At 62.2% G+C, this 16,412-nt stretch carries 14 protein-coding genes; 6 read left to right on the top strand and 8 right to left on the bottom strand.

Features of this window, described 5'->3' with window-relative positions; genetic code table 11:
- The first annotated feature begins 21 nt into the window (after positions 1-21).
- The 5 genes from ftsZ to SM764_RS20555 all read left to right on the top strand — a co-directional run bounded on the left by ftsZ (position 22) and on the right by SM764_RS20555 (position 7,405).
- The gene (ftsZ, locus tag SM764_RS20575; RefSeq protein ID WP_369002638.1) at positions 22-1,692 is read left to right on the top strand and encodes a cell division protein FtsZ; all 1,671 of its coding nucleotides are present in this window, start codon (positions 22-24) and stop codon (positions 1,690-1,692) included.
- Positions 1,693-1,875: 183 nt separating this feature from the next.
- Positions 1,876-2,841, top strand: coding sequence for a UDP-3-O-acyl-N-acetylglucosamine deacetylase (lpxC, locus tag SM764_RS20570; protein ID WP_274831779.1), 966 nt, complete (start codon positions 1,876-1,878; stop codon positions 2,839-2,841).
- Positions 2,842-3,091: 250 nt separating this feature from the next.
- The gene (locus SM764_RS20565; protein WP_369002637.1) at positions 3,092-3,940 is read left to right on the top strand and encodes an outer membrane protein assembly factor BamD; all 849 of its coding nucleotides are present in this window, start codon (positions 3,092-3,094) and stop codon (positions 3,938-3,940) included.
- Between the two features lie 24 nt (positions 3,941-3,964).
- Positions 3,965-5,611, top strand: coding sequence for a DNA repair protein RecN (gene recN, locus SM764_RS20560; protein ID WP_369002636.1), 1,647 nt, complete (start codon positions 3,965-3,967; stop codon positions 5,609-5,611).
- Positions 5,612-5,698: 87 nt separating this feature from the next.
- Positions 5,699-7,405, top strand: coding sequence for a chloride channel protein (locus tag SM764_RS20555; RefSeq protein WP_368999145.1), 1,707 nt, complete (start codon positions 5,699-5,701; stop codon positions 7,403-7,405).
- A gap of 24 nt (positions 7,406-7,429) precedes the next feature.
- Here SM764_RS20555 and SM764_RS20550 read toward each other — a convergent pair whose 3' ends face one another.
- Complete coding sequence (locus SM764_RS20550; protein ID WP_274828898.1) at positions 7,430-8,341, bottom strand: LysR family transcriptional regulator; 912 nt, start codon at positions 8,339-8,341, stop codon at positions 7,430-7,432.
- Positions 8,342-8,432: 91 nt separating this feature from the next.
- Between SM764_RS20550 and SM764_RS20545 the strand changes: the two genes are divergently transcribed.
- Positions 8,433-8,624 (top strand): hypothetical protein, encoded by a 192-nt coding sequence (locus SM764_RS20545; RefSeq protein ID WP_065273789.1) that lies wholly within the window; start codon positions 8,433-8,435, stop codon positions 8,622-8,624.
- Positions 8,625-8,956: 332 nt separating this feature from the next.
- Here SM764_RS20545 and SM764_RS20540 read toward each other — a convergent pair whose 3' ends face one another.
- The 7 genes from SM764_RS20540 to SM764_RS20510 form a co-directional block, all read right to left on the bottom strand.
- Positions 8,957-9,298 (bottom strand): DUF427 domain-containing protein, encoded by a 342-nt coding sequence (locus SM764_RS20540; protein WP_274828896.1) that lies wholly within the window; start codon positions 9,296-9,298, stop codon positions 8,957-8,959.
- Positions 9,299-9,360: 62 nt separating this feature from the next.
- On the bottom strand, positions 9,361-11,151 hold the full coding sequence (locus tag SM764_RS20535) for an aminopeptidase P family protein (RefSeq protein WP_369002635.1): 1,791 nt from the start codon (positions 11,149-11,151) through the stop codon (positions 9,361-9,363).
- A gap of 75 nt (positions 11,152-11,226) precedes the next feature.
- Positions 11,227-11,877: a 2-hydroxychromene-2-carboxylate isomerase gene (locus tag SM764_RS20530; protein ID WP_369002634.1), complete on the bottom strand. Its 651-nt coding sequence runs from the start codon at positions 11,875-11,877 to the stop codon at positions 11,227-11,229.
- Between the two features lie 12 nt (positions 11,878-11,889).
- Positions 11,890-13,767: a cobaltochelatase subunit CobT gene (cobT, locus tag SM764_RS20525; protein WP_065273065.1), complete on the bottom strand. Its 1,878-nt coding sequence runs from the start codon at positions 13,765-13,767 to the stop codon at positions 11,890-11,892.
- Positions 13,764-14,465: an aspartate/glutamate racemase family protein gene (locus tag SM764_RS20520; RefSeq protein WP_369002633.1), complete on the bottom strand. Its 702-nt coding sequence runs from the start codon at positions 14,463-14,465 to the stop codon at positions 13,764-13,766. Before SM764_RS20520 ends, cobT begins: the two co-directional genes overlap by 4 nt.
- 19 nt (positions 14,466-14,484) lie before the next feature.
- Entirely contained in the window at positions 14,485-15,465 is a 981-nt protein-coding gene (gene cobS / locus SM764_RS20515) for a cobaltochelatase subunit CobS (protein ID WP_065273067.1), read from the bottom strand.
- A 274-nt stretch (positions 15,466-15,739) separates the two neighbouring features.
- Positions 15,740-16,363, bottom strand: a complete 624-nt coding sequence (locus SM764_RS20510) for a J domain-containing protein (RefSeq protein WP_065273068.1) — start codon at positions 16,361-16,363, stop codon at positions 15,740-15,742.
- Between the last annotated feature and the right edge of the window lie 49 nt (positions 16,364-16,412).

Below are 16,412 nucleotides of genomic sequence, written 5' to 3'. Positions count from 1 at the left end.
ATCAACACAGGCGGAAAGAGCATGACATTGAACCTTTCGTTGCCCGGACAGGAAGAGCTGAAGCCAAAGATCACCGTATTCGGTGTCGGTGGCGCGGGTGGAAACGCGGTCAACAATATGATCGAGAAGGCGCTGGAAGGGGTCGATTTCGTCGTCGCCAATACGGATGCGCAGGCCTTGCAGCAAAGCGCCTCGAAAAGCCGGATCCAGCTGGGCATCAAAGTCACCGAAGGTCTGGGCGCAGGTGCCCGTCCGCAGGTCGGCTCGGCCGCCGCTGAAGAAAGCATCGAACAGATCGTCGATCATCTGGCCGGGGCGCATATGTGCTTCATCACTGCCGGGATGGGTGGTGGCACCGGTACCGGCGCCGCGCCGATCATTGCGCAGGCCGCCCGTGAGCTGGGTGTTCTGACCGTGGGTGTCGTGACCAAACCGTTCCAGTTCGAAGGCGCCAAGCGTATGCGCCAGGCCGAGGACGGCGTTGAGGCGCTGCAGAAGGTCGTCGACACGCTTATCATCATCCCGAACCAGAACCTGTTCCGCCTGGCCAATGAGAAAACCACCTTCACCGAGGCTTTCTCGATGGCGGACGATGTCCTGTACCAGGGCGTCAAAGGCGTGACCGACCTGATGGTCCGTCCGGGCCTTATCAACCTCGACTTTGCTGATGTTCGTGCCGTGATGGACGAAATGGGCAAGGCGATGATGGGCACAGGCGAGGGCGAAGGCGAAGATCGCGCCATTCAGGCCGCAGAAAAGGCCATCGCCAACCCGCTGCTGGACGAAATCAGCCTGCGCGGTGCGCGCGGCGTTCTGATCAACATCACCGGCGCTCACGACCTGACCCTGTTCGAACTGGACGAGGCTGCCAATCGGATCCGCGAAGAGGTGGACCCGGATGCGAATATCATCGTCGGTTCGACCCTGGACACCGAAATGGAAGGCAAGATGCGCGTGTCCGTCGTGGCCACCGGTATCGATGCTTCCGACGTGAACACCGACATGCCGGTTGCACGCCGTCCGATGTCGGCGCCGTTGAAGAAAACCGTCAGCGTTGAAGAGACCCGTGCCGCGCCGCTGGAGCTGGACGAGCCGGTTGAACAGCCCGTCGTCGCAGCCACGGAAGCCTCGCACGAGGAGCCGACCCTGTTCGAAGGTCTGGACGCCACCGCATCGCAGGCCGAAGCAGCTCCGGCTGAGACCGAAGCCTATGATGACGACGGCCTGCCGCCGCCTGCCTATCAGCCGCAGGTTCCGGAGTTCCAGCCGCAGGCCGATGCCGCCGAAGGTGGGGCCGACAGTTTTGTCGCGCCTAAAGCTCCGGCGCCGGGCACGCCGTCGCCCGAGGCCATCGTGCGTCTGCAGGCCGCCGCGCAACGGGCTCAGCCGCAGCAAGCGGCACCACAGCCCGCGCCGCAACCGCAACAGCGCCCGGCCGCCGCAGCTCCGCAACAGCAGCAGGCGCCCGCACCGCAGCAGGAACAGCGTCGCTTTGGCCTGAATTCGCTTATCCACCGGATGACCGGCAGCGCTGCCGAAGGCGGTGAGGCGAAGCCTCAGCCGGTGCGTCAGCAGCCGCAGGCCCCGCAGCACGCGCCGCAGCAATCCGCCGCGCCGCAACCGCAACAGCAGGCCGATCCGGATCAGGAACGGATCGAAATTCCGGCCTTCCTGCGCCGTCAGGCCAACTGATTTTTCAGAATATCTCGTGAAGAGGGTCGCCATCTGGCGGCCCTTTTTCCTTTTGTTACAGAAGGTTGCGCGCATCTAGGCAGTGTTTTGCCTATTCGTTACAGGGATGTTTCAATCCGTTACAAAGATTGAGTTGAGCCCGCGTGCCCGTTTCCTTACCTATCATCGGCAACACGGCCCCAGATGGCCGGACCCAGAAGAAAGAGGCACAAGGTGCAGAATACCCTGAAAGCATCGGTGACATTTGAAGGCGCTGGCCTGCATTCCGGCCAGCCTGCGCGGATGGTTCTGAAACCGGCTGCGGCGGATCATGGCATCCGTTTCAAACGGACCGATATCGCTTTGGGCAATTCTGTCATCCCGGCCCGCTGGGACTATGTGGAGCGCACTGCCCTGTGCACCCGTCTGGTCAACGCCGCCGGTGTGTCGGTATCTACCGTTGAGCACGTGATGGCCGCACTGGCTGGTTGTGGTGTGCACAACGCCCTGATTGAAATCGATGGACCCGAAGTGCCGATCCTTGATGGCTCCTCGGCGCTGTTTGTGCGCGGGATCATGCAGAAAGGCGTGCGTCGCCTGTCTGCTCCGGTGCAGGTTCTGCAGGTTCTGAAAGAGGTCAGCGTCGAAAAAGATGGCGCAAAGGCGACCATTCTGCCCTGCGACCGACTGATGATCGAATTCCACATTGATTTCGCTGAGCAGGCGATTGGACGCCAGAGCAAGACGCTGGACCTGCGCAATGGAGCCTTCGCCCGCGAGCTGTGCGACAGCCGTACATTCTGCCGCCGCGCTGATGTCGAGGCGATGCAGGCCAATGGCCTGGCTCTTGGCGGTGTGCCGGGCGAGAACGCTGTTGTTTTCGATGGTGAAGAGGTCGAAAGCGGCGAAGGTCTGCGCCATTCGGATGAGCCGGTCCGTCACAAGATGCTGGACGCGCTGGGTGACCTGGCGCTGGCCGGTGCGCCGCTGATGGGGCGCTATATCGGTGAGCGTGCTGGTCATGCCCTGACCAACACCCTGCTGCGGGCGCTGTTCGCAACCCCCGGCGCGGTGCGTCTGGTAGAGTGTGATGCGGCTATGGTGGCCCGCCTGCCGGGGCAGGGGCTGGTTTGGGGGGAAATTCCCGCAGCCATCCGCAAGGTCGCCTGATCCCTGCAGGGATCAGCGCAATCATCAGGACACCGATGGAAGACGGACAGGGGCACTTAGGTGCCCTTTTTCATTTGTCCCTGTGGTCCGGCACCGACCGCTGGGGCGCCGCAGGCTTGACCCGGGCCGACAATCTCTGCCAAGTGAGGGCGAAGTGGGTTAAAGGCGTTTTGCACGCCAATTGAATGTGCTAGACCGGGCATAACCGGGGTGGACACCCGCGAGTCAAATGCGGTGAGGTAAGGCAAAGATGATCGGCATCAGGGCAGGAGCCAAATGGATCGGTGCGGTTGTTCTGATGGCTGCATTGTCGGGCTGCGGCGGCGACGGTGGCGCGGCCGAAAAGGCAGGCGCGCTGGACGGCTATACCCCCAAACAGATCTTTGAACGCGGCGAGTTCGAACTGGAACGCCGTCGTTCCAAGGACGCGGCCTTTTACTTCTCCGAGATCGAGCGCCTCTATCCCTATTCTGAATGGGCGAAACAAGCGCTGATCATGCAGGCCTTTTCCTATCACCGTGCCAAGGATTACGAAAACAGCCGCGCCGCCGCGCAGCGGTTCATCGATTTCTATCCGACCGACGAAGACGCCGCCTATGCGCAATACCTTCTGGCGCTGAGCTTTTATGACCAGATCGACGAAGTCGGCCGCGATCAGGGGCTGACCTTCCAGGCGCTGCAGGCTCTGCGCACCGTGATCGAGGTTTACCCCGACAGCGAATATGCCAACTCGGCAATCCTGAAGTTCGATCTTGCTTTCGACCATCTGGCGGGGAAGGAAATGGAAATCGGGCGCTACTACCTGCGCCACAAACACTACACGTCGGCGATCAACCGCTTCCGTGTGGTGGTGGAGGATTTCCAGACCACCAGCCACACTCCAGAGGCGCTGCACCGACTGGTCGAGGCCTATCTGTCGCTGGGTCTGGTGGATGAGGCGCAGACCGCCGGCGCGATCCTGGGGCACAACTATCAATCGACAGAGTGGTACGAGGACAGCTATAAACTGCTGACGTCGCAGGGTCTGAAGATGCGTGACCGGGGGAACAACTGGCTGAGCCAGATCTATCGCCAGTCGATCAAGGGCGAGTGGCTGTAACAGCGTTTGCAACGGAGCAAAGTAATGCTGCGCGCGCTTGATATCCGCGATATTCTGATCATCGACCATCTGGAGCTGAACTTTCAGGCCGGTCTCAACGTGCTGACCGGCGAAACCGGCGCCGGTAAATCGATCCTTCTCGACTCCCTTGGCTTTGTACTGGGCTGGCGCGGTCGCGCCGAACTGGTGCGTCAGGGCGCCTCGCAGGGCGAGGTGGTGGCGGAATTCGAACTGTCCGAGGGCCATCCGGCCCACGCGGTTCTGGAAGAGGCAGGCCTGCCTGCCGGGCGCGAACTGATCCTGCGCCGCGTCAATACTGCCGAGGGCCGCAAGACCGCCTGGGTGAACGATCGGCGCTGCTCGGGTGAGGTGCTGCGCGCCCTGTCGGAAACTCTGGTGGAACTGCATGGCCAGCACGATGATCGAGGCCTTCTGAACCCCAAGGGCCACCGTAGCCTGCTGGATGCCTTTGCCGCGGTGCCGGACCTGCTGTTGCAGACCCGTGCGGCCTGGGCGACGGCCGCCAAGGCCCGCAAGACGGTGGAGGCCACCCGCGCCGCACTGGATGCGGTGCGCGCCGAAGAGGAATTCCTGCGTCACGCCGTTGAGGAACTGGACAAGCTGAACCCGGAGCCAGGCGAGGACGAGACGCTGGATGCGCGCCGCCGCCAGATGCAGGGGGCAGAGCGGGTCCGCGGCGATATCGCCCGTGCTCACGCGCTGCTGAGCGAGGGGGCCGATCCGTCGCTGGGCGAGGCGCAGCGCTGGCTGGAAGGTGTTGAGGGCGCCGAGGAGATCGGGCTGACAGAGCCGCTGGCGGCGCTCAGCCGGGCGATGATTGAACTGGGCGATGCGCAGGATGGCGTCGAACGGGTTCTTTCTGCGCTCGATTTCAATCCAGGCGATCTGGAAGATTGCGAAGAGCGACTGTTTGCGATCCGTGCCTTGGCGCGCAAGCATGACGTTCTGCCTGATGATCTGGCCGCCTATGCCGATACCCTGCGCGAAAAACTGGCGGCACTGGATGCAGGCGATAAGGATCTGGCCGATCAGGAGGCCGCACTGCGCGACGCCGAGGCGGCTTATGCAGCGGCTGCGGAGACGCTGAGTGCCGCGCGCCGCGACAGCGCGCTGGCGCTGGACACAGCGGTGATGGCTGAACTGGCGCCCCTCAAGATGGAGCGCGCGGTTTTTGAAACCCGGATCACCGCAGGCGCCCCGGGCCCGGAGGGCCACGACGATGTTGCCTTTACCGTGGCGACCAATCCCGGTGCCCCGGCGGGTCCGCTCAATAAGATCGCCTCGGGCGGGGAACTGAGCCGCTTCCTGCTGGCCCTGAAGGTCTGCTTGCGCGGCGAGGATCGCGACAAGACGCTGATCTTTGACGAAATCGACCGCGGGGTCGGTGGTGCCACTGCTGATGCGGTGGGGCGGCGCCTGAAATCCCTTGCCTCGGGCGGGCAGGTGCTGGTCGTCACCCATTCGCCGCAGGTCGCTGCCCAGGGCGCGCATCACTGGCGGGTGCAGAAACGCGTCACCGATGGCATGACCCTGTCCGAGGTGGTGCCGCTGAATGATGCGGAACGGGTGGATGAAATCGCCCGGATGGTGTCTGGCGATACCATCACCAAAGAAGCGCGCGCCGCCGCCGGAGCCTTGCTGACCGGCTGACGCACGGGTCACGGTCCTGTGTGATCAGTGTTGGTGGTTTGGCAATTTTTCTCTGCTTTGAGGGGGGCAGGAAACTGAAGGCGAACAATGAAGCATAATTCCCGGACCGGGGCAAAGGTGCTGGCGATGCAGGGTCTTGCATGGCTGCGCGATGTCTGGCGTATTCTTTTGCATCGCGGGCCAAGCCAGTTTCAATTCTGGATGATCGCCTTGCTGATCGGTATCTCTGCCGGTTTTGCGGCCTTGCTGTTCCGAAAGGGGATTACCGCCTTTCAGGCTTGGATCTATGGCGCCGAGGATATTCATTTCCTGCACAGTTTCGCGCAGGATCTGCCGTGGTACATGCTGCTGGTGATCCCCACCGTGGGTGGGCTGGTCGTCGGAATCATCCTGCACAATTTCACCCCCGATGGGCGGGTGCGTTCGGTTGCCGATGTGATCGAAGGGGCGGCAATGCGCAATGGCCGCGTCGAAATTCGCGCCGGGCTTGGGTCGGCCATGGCGTCCTTCCTGACGCTGTCGACCGGCGGATCGGCGGGCCGTGAAGGACCTGTGGTGCACCTAGCAGGCGTCATTTCCAGCTGGGTCAGCGACCGGATCAAGGCCGATGGCATCACCGGGCGCGATCTTTTGGGCTGTGCGGTGGCAGCGGCAGTTTCTGCCAGCTTCAACGCGCCTATCGCCGGTGCGCTGTTCGCGCTTGAGGTGGTGTTGCGGCATTTTGCTGTGCATGCCTTTGCGCCCATCGCCATCGCCTCGGTCGCGGGCACGGTGATCAACCGGTTGGAATATGGCGATGTCACGGAATTCACGCTGACCACGCCGGGCGCCTTGCAGTTCTATGTGGAGCTACCTGCCTTTTTGATGCTCGGGCTGATTTGTGGACTGGTGGCCGTGGTGCTCATGCGCTCGATTTTTTGGGCAGATCGAGTGGGAACCGATATCCAGACAGCTCTATCGATCCCGCGCTGGCTGCGCCCGGCGGTCTCTGGATTTCTTCTGGGGGCGATTGCGATCTGGTTTCCGCATATCATCGGGGTTGGCTATGAGACGACGGTGCTGGCGCTTACCGGTGGGTTGGTGTTGTCGCAGGCCATCCTGTTCACCGTGGTGAAAACCGCTGCCGTGGCCATCACCATGGGTGGACGCATGGGGGGCGGGGTGTTTTCACCGTCGCTGATGATCGGGGCGATGACCGGCCTGTCCTTTGGGCTGATCGCGACCTCGGTCCTGCCGGAAGTGTCAGGGACGCATACGCTTTACGCCTTTGCGGGCATGGGGGCGGTCGCGGCAGCCGTTCTAGGGGCGCCGATCTCGACTACGCTGATCGTGTTCGAGCTGACCGGAGACTGGCAGATCGGCCTTGCGGTCATGGTGTCGGTCTCCCTGTCGACGGCGCTGGCCTCGCGGCTGGTGGACCGGTCGTTCTTCCTGACACAGCTGGAGCGGCGCAATCTGCATTGCGCGGCCGGGCCGCAGGCCTATCTGCTGGCGCTGTTGCAGGTGGGTGGGTTGATGCGGCCGCTGGGGGATCCGCGCTGCGCCACGCCAGAGGACTGCGCTCCGCTGATTGATCAAGGACTGATGCTGCGCCCCGATCAGTCGCTGGAGGCGGTGCTGCCGGTGTTCGACCGGGCGGATGTGCCGTTCTTGCCGGTGGTTGCTCCGGATGACGTGCCCGCGCCGAGCGATGCTGAGCAGCAGGGCCGCCTTCTTGGGGTGCTCTACCACGTGGATGCGCTGAAGGCCTATAACCGCGCCCTAGTGGCAACGGCTGCAGAGGAACACAGCTAAGACCCGGGGCGGTTCTGATGTGCCTCAGCTGGCGGGCTGTTTCAGGGTTTCGGTGAGAATCTCACGTAGCCATGCCAATCGGGATGATCCATCGAACCGGCGATGCCAGACCAGATCAAATTCTGCATCCGGAACGCTCAGCGGTAGCGGTGAACTGCTGAACCCCCGGAACGCAGAATTTATTAGCATGGCCGGCAGGGTGGCAACCGTGTCGGTGCCACGGATCACTTCGGCCAGCAGCCAGACATTCGGCACGCTGACGGCAATGTCGCGTGACAGGTTGAGGGCCTCCAGCGCGCTCTGCACGGTGCTTTTGTAGGGGCCGCCGAAATCCAGCGTGGCATGGCTGGCGCCAGAGTAGTCGTAGACGTCCTTTACCGGTCCGCGCACCTCAGGATCGTAAAAGACCCGGAAGCCCTCGGAGAAAAGATGCGCATGGCACAGGGTCGCGGGATAGACTTCGGGGCGGGGGGCAATGGCAAAATCGGCAATCCCACGCTCCAGCAGGTTTTCGGCATTCGCGCTGGGGCCTAGTTCGCGGAACACCATGCGTTTTCTCGGAACTTCCTGCCAGATGCGCGTGCAGGTTCGGTTGACCTCGGGGACAAGAACGCCGCCGTTGGTGGCGATCACAAACGGATCGGGGTCATTGGCGGGGACGTATTCCCCATGGTCCACCAGCGCATCCATCTGGGCCAACAGGCGTCGGACCTTGGGCACCAGGCGTTCCGCGCGTGGGCTGGGCACGATGCCGCGCCCGGCCTGCACGAACAACTTGTCGCCTATGATGCAGCGCAGTTTTTCCAGGTTGTGACTGACGGTGGATTGGCTGATGTTCAGCTGCTCAGCCGCCTTGCTGACAGACATTTCATCGTAAACTGTTAAAAAGACCCGAAGCAGGCGACCACTCAACTGAGATGTATCTACGTCACGCATTTATTAATTTTTTCTTTCGCTGGATTGGATGAACCGCTTTTTTAAGTAAAGTTAACGGCAACGGGCGTAAATGGGGTGCGGAAGGGAAAATATGCGTACTTATAAATTCGACCCGAAAGAGGTCGAAGTACAAAACAAAACGAGCGAGCAGGACAAAGAACAGGCGGCCCTCGAAGCGTTGGTCAACTACGCAATCGAATGCGCCAGAGACGCAAATGTCTTTGGGTCGGGGGAAGCTCTGGAACAGGCAAAACGGCATTTGGTCCGTTCTGTACTGTTGTAGGGCTGATCTGCTTTCAGGCTGTTGGGCCACTTTGAAATCCTGATATCGGGGCGGTCCTGATGGGCCGCTTTGACCGGCCGTGGGCGCCGGAATAGGTGCCGACCGAGATCTAGCTTCGAACCCCTCATTGGCAAGGGCACGGAAGTATAGGCGGTCCAAAATTTTGTATAATTGTTAATAATACGCGCAGGTCGCGCGGTACCGCTGTCGGTCAGTTAAAATTTAATGATTGCAATCGGTTCTTAGTGGCTTTGAAAACGGCACAGCGCCGGTAAAACGCTGTGCCGCCTGGAAGCTGTGCCGTAAAAGGCGGCCCTGCTGACCCGGCAGATTCAAATCTGTTCGATCTTCACCGAGTCACTGGGATAAAACGCCAAATAGCCTTTTATTTCGCCCACGTCACTGATTGGGTCCTCATAGCTCCAGACAGCGTCCTCGGTCACCGAGGATTTGTTCACGATGGAAAAATAGGAGGCATCGCCCTTGTGCGGGCAATGCGTCGTCTTGCTGCTGGGATCGAGAAAGGCCATGGCGATGTCTTCGCGCGGAAAATAAATGACCGGCGCATGACCCTCTTCGCTCAGCTCCAATGCGCGGTTGGTTTCGCCCAGAACGGCCCCGCCCGAGCGCACCACCCAGGTGCCATCTGCCTTGCGAATTCGGATCTTGCTCATGTGATTTTCCCCATCTCGTCATTGGTATGCATGTCTTGCCCCGGCAATGTATCAGCCGGGTATCAGATCGCCGCAGTCGCCTGATCCAGCCAGGCCTGTGCGGCGGGGCTGATCTGCGGGCGGATTTTCTGGGCGACCTGCGCATGATAAGCATTCAGCCAGTCGCGTTCTTCCCTTGATAGCATATCTGCGTCAATCAGCCGCCGGTCGATCGGGACAAAGGTCAAGGTACGCCAGTCCAGCATGTCCCGCTCTGCGTCTCCGCCGGGCAGGGCAGGGGCCTTTTGTGCGACAATCAGGTTCTCGATCCGGATGCCAAAGGCGCCCTCGCGGTAATATCCCGGTTCATTGGACAATATCATGCCGGGCTGCAGCGGTACCGCAGAGGCACGGCTGAGGCGCTGCGGGCCTTCGTGTACGCTGAGGTAGGCGCCGACGCCATGGCCCAGACCATGATTGAAATCCTGCCCGGCCAGCCACAGCGGCATCCGCCCGATGGCCTCGATGTCGCGCCCGGCCAGTCCCTGTGGCCAGCGCAGGCGCGAGATTGCGATCATGCCCTGCAGCACGCGGGTAAAGGCGGCGCGTTCCTCGGCTCCCGGGGCGCCAATAGCAATGGTGCGTGTGATGTCGGTGGTGCCATCCAGATACTGCCCGCCGCTGTCCAGAACCAGCAGATCGCCGTCCTGCAGTACCGTGTCGGTCTCGACCGTGACGCGGTAGTGGATCACGGCGCCATTGGCTCCGGTGCCCGAAATGGTGTCAAAACTGATATCGCGCAGCCTGTCGTCCCGGCGGCGCAGCGTTTCCAGCTGTTTGACCACGTCGATTTCGGTGATGCTGCCAGGGGCCTGGTCGTCGAGCCAAGCCAACAGCTCCACCACAGCGGCGCCATCGCGCAGGTGGGCGGCGGCGCTACCTTCGATCTCTGCCGCGTTCTTGCAGGCCTTGGGCAGGGCGCAGGGGTCGCCTGTCGGCCGAAGACGGTCGCCTAGAGTCTCGGCAACGATCTGCGGCAGGCTGTCCCGGTCCACCGCCACGGCGCCATTGAGCGCGCCCACCGCATTCAGGAAACCGGCAGGTGGATGTACGGTTAAGCCTGCGCCCAGATGATCCGCCAGCCCCTCCAGTTTCGACAGGTCCATGAACAGGTCCACACGCGCATCACTGTGCAGGATGGCAAAGCCATGGGCGACCGGATTGCGTGGAATGTCCGATCCGCGGATGTTCAGCAGCCACATGATGCTGTCGGGTAGGGTGATCAGAGCGGCCTCTTGTCCGGCCTCGCGCAGGCCCTTGGCCAGCCGTCCGCATTTGTCGGCGGCGCTCTCTCCGGCGTAGGCCTCGGGGTGGGCGATGACGGGCTCTGCGGGCGGTGCAGGCTGGTCCTCCCAGATGCGGTCCACCAGGTTTTCGCAATCCACAAGCATGATGCCGCTGCCGTCCAGCTGTCTGCGCAGGTCGGCGATCTGGCCGGTGGCGTGCAGCCATGGATCAAACCCGACGCGACCGCCATCCGGCAGCTGTTCCTTCAGCCAATCGTGCAGCTGGACCTCGGGCCAGGGCACCGGGGTATAGACATCAGCGACCTGCTGTTTCACCTGCGTGCGGTAGCGTCCGTCGATGAAGACACCCGCGACATGGGCCATGGCCGCGCAAAACCCTGCGGAGCCTGTAAAGCCGGTCAGCCAGGCAAGCCGGTCGTCCCGCGGGGCGACGTATTCGCCCTGATGCGCATCGGCGCGGGGCACGAGGAATCCATCCAGCGCCTCCCGATCCAGCTCTGCGCGCAGTGCCTGCAGCCGGGGCGGCCCCTGATCCGGGCGGGCGGTGACGTCGAATGACTGAAACATGGGGAGCCTCCTGCGTTGGCGGGTGTCAACCGCGCCAGAGAACAGCGAAGCGGGGCCGGGTGCAACCCGGGAAATTCAGACCGTGTCGACTGATGGGTTCTGAAAGGTCGTGTTGGGGAAGGGCTGGCGCAGGCCGAATTCCAGCAGTTCCAGATGGTCCTGTCCGTAATAGGGATCCCCATCCAGCACATAGGTCGGTGATCCGAACAGATGCATCCGCAGGGCCGCATCGGTATTGGCCTGTAGAACCGCCTGCACATCGGGCGCCATCGCACCTTCAAGCAACGGTTCGGGGGCAAGCCCGGCGTTTCGTGCAGCCTGTGACAGCTGCTCGGGGTTCATCAGGTCGATGTCATCGCGCCAATGCGCCTCAAGCAACGCATGGGTAAGGGCATCAACGTCCTGCCCCAGACGTTCGGCCATGATCACCATGCCGCTGGAAAGGGTCAGGGAGTTGTCATGGTAGGTCGGACGGTAGGTAATGATCGGAACACCGCGATAGGCGGCCCAGCGTTCGATCTCGCGTCCGAAGAAGTAATCGACATGCGCCTGGCTGCGCCCGGCAAAGGGACGCCCACCTGCCTGTTCCACCACCGGCGACAATAGGAAGGGACGGTGGATCAGCGTACAGTCATGGGCCGCGCAGATCTCTGCCAGCCGCCGGGAGCCGAGATAGGCATAGGCGGAATGGGTGGAGTAGAAATATTCGATCTTGCGCTGCGCCATGCCGGGGCTTTCTTAACTGGCCTTCTTGATGCCCATGACACGGGCGCGGGCGCGTGGGTCGCTGTCAAACAGCGCCGCCAGCTGTTCTGTCATGGCACCGGCAAGTTGTTCGACATCGGTGATGGTCACCGCGCGGTCATAGTAGCGCGTGACGTCATGGCCGATGCCGATGGCCAGCAGCTCCACCTGTTTCTTCTTCTCCACCATGGCGATCACATCGCGCAGGTGTTTTTCCAGGAAGTTCGCCGGGTTCACCGACAGGGTGGAGTCATCCACCGGGGCACCATCCGAGATGACCATCAGGATCTTGCGCGCCTCGGGACGGCCGACCATCCGGCGGTGCGCCCATTCCAGCGCCTCACCGTCGATGTTCTCTTTCAACAGGCCCTCTTTCATCATCAGGCCAAGGTTCGGGTGCGCGCGGCGCCATGGTACATCGGCGCCCTTGTAGATGATGTGGCGCAGATCGTTCAGACGACCAGGCTGTTGCGGGCGGCCTTCGTTCAGCCAGGCCTCGCGCGCCATGCCGCCCTTCCAGGCGCGGGTGGTAAAGCCGAGGATCTCGACCTTCACGTTGCAGCGTTCAAGGGTGCGGGCGAGAACGTCGGCGCAAATCGCCGCGATCGAGATCGGACGCCCCCGCATCGAGCCGGAGTTGTCGAGAAGCAGCGTCACCACGGTGTCGCGGAACTCGGTATCCTTTTCGCGTTTGAACGACAGCGGGGTGGTCGGGTTGGCGACAACGCGCGCGAGACGTCCTGCGTCCAGAATGCCTTCCTCCAGGTCGAACTCCCAGGAGCGGTTCTGCTGCGCCTGAAGACGGCGCTGAAGCTTGTTGGCAAGGCGGGAAACGGCGCCCTTCAGCGGTTCCAGCTGCTGATCGAGATAGGCGCGCAGGCGCTCCAGCTCGGCTGGTTCGGCCAGATCTTCTGCGGCGATTTCCTCGTCGTGGGTGTCCAGGAACACCTTGTAGTCGGGATCCGCTTCTGAGGCAGGCGGCGGCGGGGGCGGGTCCAGCGGCGCCTCGCCATCGGGCATTTCGGTTTCTTCCGACAGCTCGTCCTCAGCCATCTCGTCCATCGAGACCTGGGCCTGGCTTTCGTCCTGCTGCTGTTCCTGCGCCTGTTCGGCATCCGCATCGGCCTGTTCGTCGTCGGAATCATCTTCGCCGGAGCTGTCGGGATCCTGCTGCTCTTCGGCGTCCTCTTCGGCCTGGTCTTCCTGATCCTCATCCGGCTGATCGGGGTCATCGCCCAGCTGGTCGCCATAGCCGAGATCGGTGATAATCTGGCGGGCAAAGCGGGCGAATTCCGCCTGATCGGCAATCTTCTCTTCGAGGTCGCCGAGCGTTTCACCGGCTTCGGCCTCGATATAACCGCGCCACAGCTCGGCCACGTTGGCGGCACCTTCGGGCAGCGGGCGGCCCGTGGCCATCTGCCGGACCAGATAGCCCGCAGCAGCAGCCAGCGGCGCCTCGGTCGAGGATTTCATCTGATCATAGCCGCGCCGGATCGCCTCGTTGCGGATCTTGACGTCGATGTTGGAGGCGGTGCCCGGCATGTGGCGCGCGCCCATCGCCTCGCAGCGGGCGGTTTCCATCGCCTCGTAAAGATCACGGGCCATCTCGCCTTGCGGTGCGTATTTCGCGTGGACGGCATCGTCGTGGAACTTGTGGCGCAAAGCGAGCGCATCCGCAGTGCCGCGGGCCAACAGCACTTCCTCGCGCGTCATCCGGCGGGAGACTTGCGGCAGGCGCATGGAATCGCCCGAAAGCCCGGCCGGGTCGACCGTGTAGCTGACCGACAGTTCGGAATCGTCGGCCATCACCTTGGTCGCTTCGGCCAGCGCCTTTTTGAACGGATCTGCCGGGTTGTCGGTCGGTTTGCTCATATTTTCGCTCTCACTTCATCGAGGTCGGCTTCATCGGCCGCCAGCCGCGCCAGCAGGTCCACATGCACATCCAGCGCATCTACCACCCTATAGCCCGGATCCTGCCCGTCAAACGCCAGGTTGAGATCGGTGCCCGCCAGCACGATGGCATCGGCGCCCAGACCATCGACCATCCGCTGTCCTGCATCTAGGAACAGCGCCCGATTTTGCGGGGTGCAGACCCCGGCGACGGCCATGTCCTGATAGCTTTGGCCCAGGTCCTCGATCTCATCCTCCAGCGCCATGGCGCGGGTTTTCTTCAATTGCCCATAAAGGCCCGTCTTCATCACCACGCGGGTGCCCAGCAGGCCAACGGTGTTCAGCCCCTGTGCCGCAAAATAATCGTCCAGCGGCGTGACGGCCGAGACCAGCGGCAGGGAAGATAGCGCCACCGTTTCGTCGAAACAGAAATGCCCACCCAAAGAGGTGATGGCAACGCAATCGGCCCCGGCGCCGCGCAGACGGTCGATCAGCCCGGCATAGATTTCGGCCTGCGCCGCGCGGTTGTCCGACAGATTGTTGCGGATCAGCTCCTGCACATCGGCATGGACGATGGTCAGCTCCAGCGGCAGGCCCCGTGCGGTCATCGCCGCCGTCAGCCGCTGGTAATAGACCACCGTGGCTGCAACGCCGATTCCACCGATCAGGCCGATATGCATGGGAGTGTCCTTACCGGGTTCAGGCGACGTTGGCCGCGCTTTCGGGCAGTTCCTCGTCAAAGCAACGCTGATAGAACTCGGCCACGGTCTGACGTTCCAGCTCGTCGCATTTGTTCAGGAACGACAGGCGGAAGGCATAGCCCACATCACGGAAGATCTCGGCGTTCTGCGACCAGTTGATCACGGTCCGCGGCGACATCACGGTGGACAGGTCGCCGTTCATGAAGGCGGTCCGGGTCAGATCCGCAACGGTGACCATCTGGCTGACGATCTTGCGGCCCTTCTCGGTGTTGTAATGCGGTGCCTTGGACAGGACGATGGCGGTTTCGGCATCGTGGCTGAGGTAGTTCAGCGTGGAGACCAGCGACCAGCGGTCCATCTGGGCCTGGTTGATCTGCTGGGTACCGTGGTAAAGGCCCGTGGTATCGCCCAGACCGACGGTGTTCGCGGTGGCAAACAGGCGGAAGAAGGGGTTCGGGGTGATGATCTCGTTCTGGTCGAGCAGGGTCAGCTTGCCGTCATGCTCCAGAACCCGCTGGATCACGAACATCACGTCGGCACGGCCCGCATCGTATTCGTCGAATACGATGGCAACCGGATTGCGCAGCGCCCAGGGCAAGATGCCTTCGTGGAATTCGGTGACCTGCTTGCCGTCACGCAGTTTGATCGCATCCTTACCGATCAGGTCGATCCGGGAGATGTGGCTGTCGAGGTTGACGCGCACCGAGGGCCAGTTGAGGCGGGAAGCGACCTGTTCGATGTGGGTCGATTTACCCGTGCCGTGATAGCCCTGGATCATCACGCGGCGGTTGTGGCTAAAGCCGGCAAGGATGGCCAGCGTGGTGTCGGGGTCGAACTTGTAGGTCGGATCCAGCGCCGGCACCCGGTCAGAGCCTTCGGCAAAGCCCTTAACGGTCATGTCGGTGTCAATCCCGAACACATCACGGACCGAAATGGTCTCGGTCGGTTTCGCATTCATATCCAGCATGCCGTCGCTCATAGCAGTCGATCCTTATCTCTGTGCCCCGGCGGTCTGGGGGCGTAATTCGGGGGATTGGTGCCCGATCTGACGGAGAAGGGCAAGCGAAAGGTATGTGAGCGGTACAATTGCGCGACGTCTCACCGCGGTGGATGCGTGTTTGGCGGGCTGTGGCAGAGGCTATGAGCGTATACGGGGAGCGCTGAAACGGGCTTAGAGCGAAGAATATACGACGGCCAGATCCTGAACGAAAAAGGGCCCCGGTGGGGCCCTGATCACAAAATGCGCAGATCGGTTATTTGAAACTGCGGCTCTCTTTCAGCTGGTCCCAGGCCCAGACAACCTCTTGCAGCTGTTCTTCCTGACTGCGGTCGCCGCCGTTCATATCCGGGTGCAGAACCTTGATCAGTTTCTTGTAGGCCTTGCGGATCTCGGCCTTGGACCAGTCGTCACGGGCTTCCAGGATTTCCAGTGCGCGGCGCTCGGTGGCGGGCAGGCGGCGGCCGGATTTCGCGTTCTTGCCGGGGTTGCGGGTGGCATTGGCCCCCAGCACCTGATGCGGGTCCTCGATGCCCAGGCGCGCCCAGGCGCGGGCCTCGGGGTCGCCCATCGGGCGGGTCTGACGTTCCCAGACCTTGTCTTTGGAGGCCTGTGCGTTCAATTCAGCCTCGGTCGTGCCCTGGAAGAAGTTCCATTTCTGATTGTATTCCCGGATATGTTCCTGACAGAACCAGACGTATTCATCCAGCACATCGGGGGCTTTGGGGGCGCGGAACTTACCGGCTTCCTCGCAGCCGTCCTTGGCGCAGGTTCGCACCGATGTTTCTGAGGCTCCGGATACGGCACGTCGCCCGCGTGGGTTTTTCTTTTTCGCGGAGCGGACGGACATATCGAAACCAAAGGGATCTGATTTGCTCATGGGGCGCACCTTCTAGACGGATCTGCTCGACTCGGAGCAAGCAGTTTAG

The sequence above is a fragment of the Pseudophaeobacter sp. 1A16562 genome, assembly GCF_041008785.1.
GTDB classification, from domain to species: Bacteria; Pseudomonadota; Alphaproteobacteria; order Rhodobacterales; family Rhodobacteraceae; genus Phycobacter; species Phycobacter gallaeciensis_A.
Note: the sequence above shows the minus strand (reverse complement) of the source record. Positions and strands in the feature narration are given on the sequence as shown.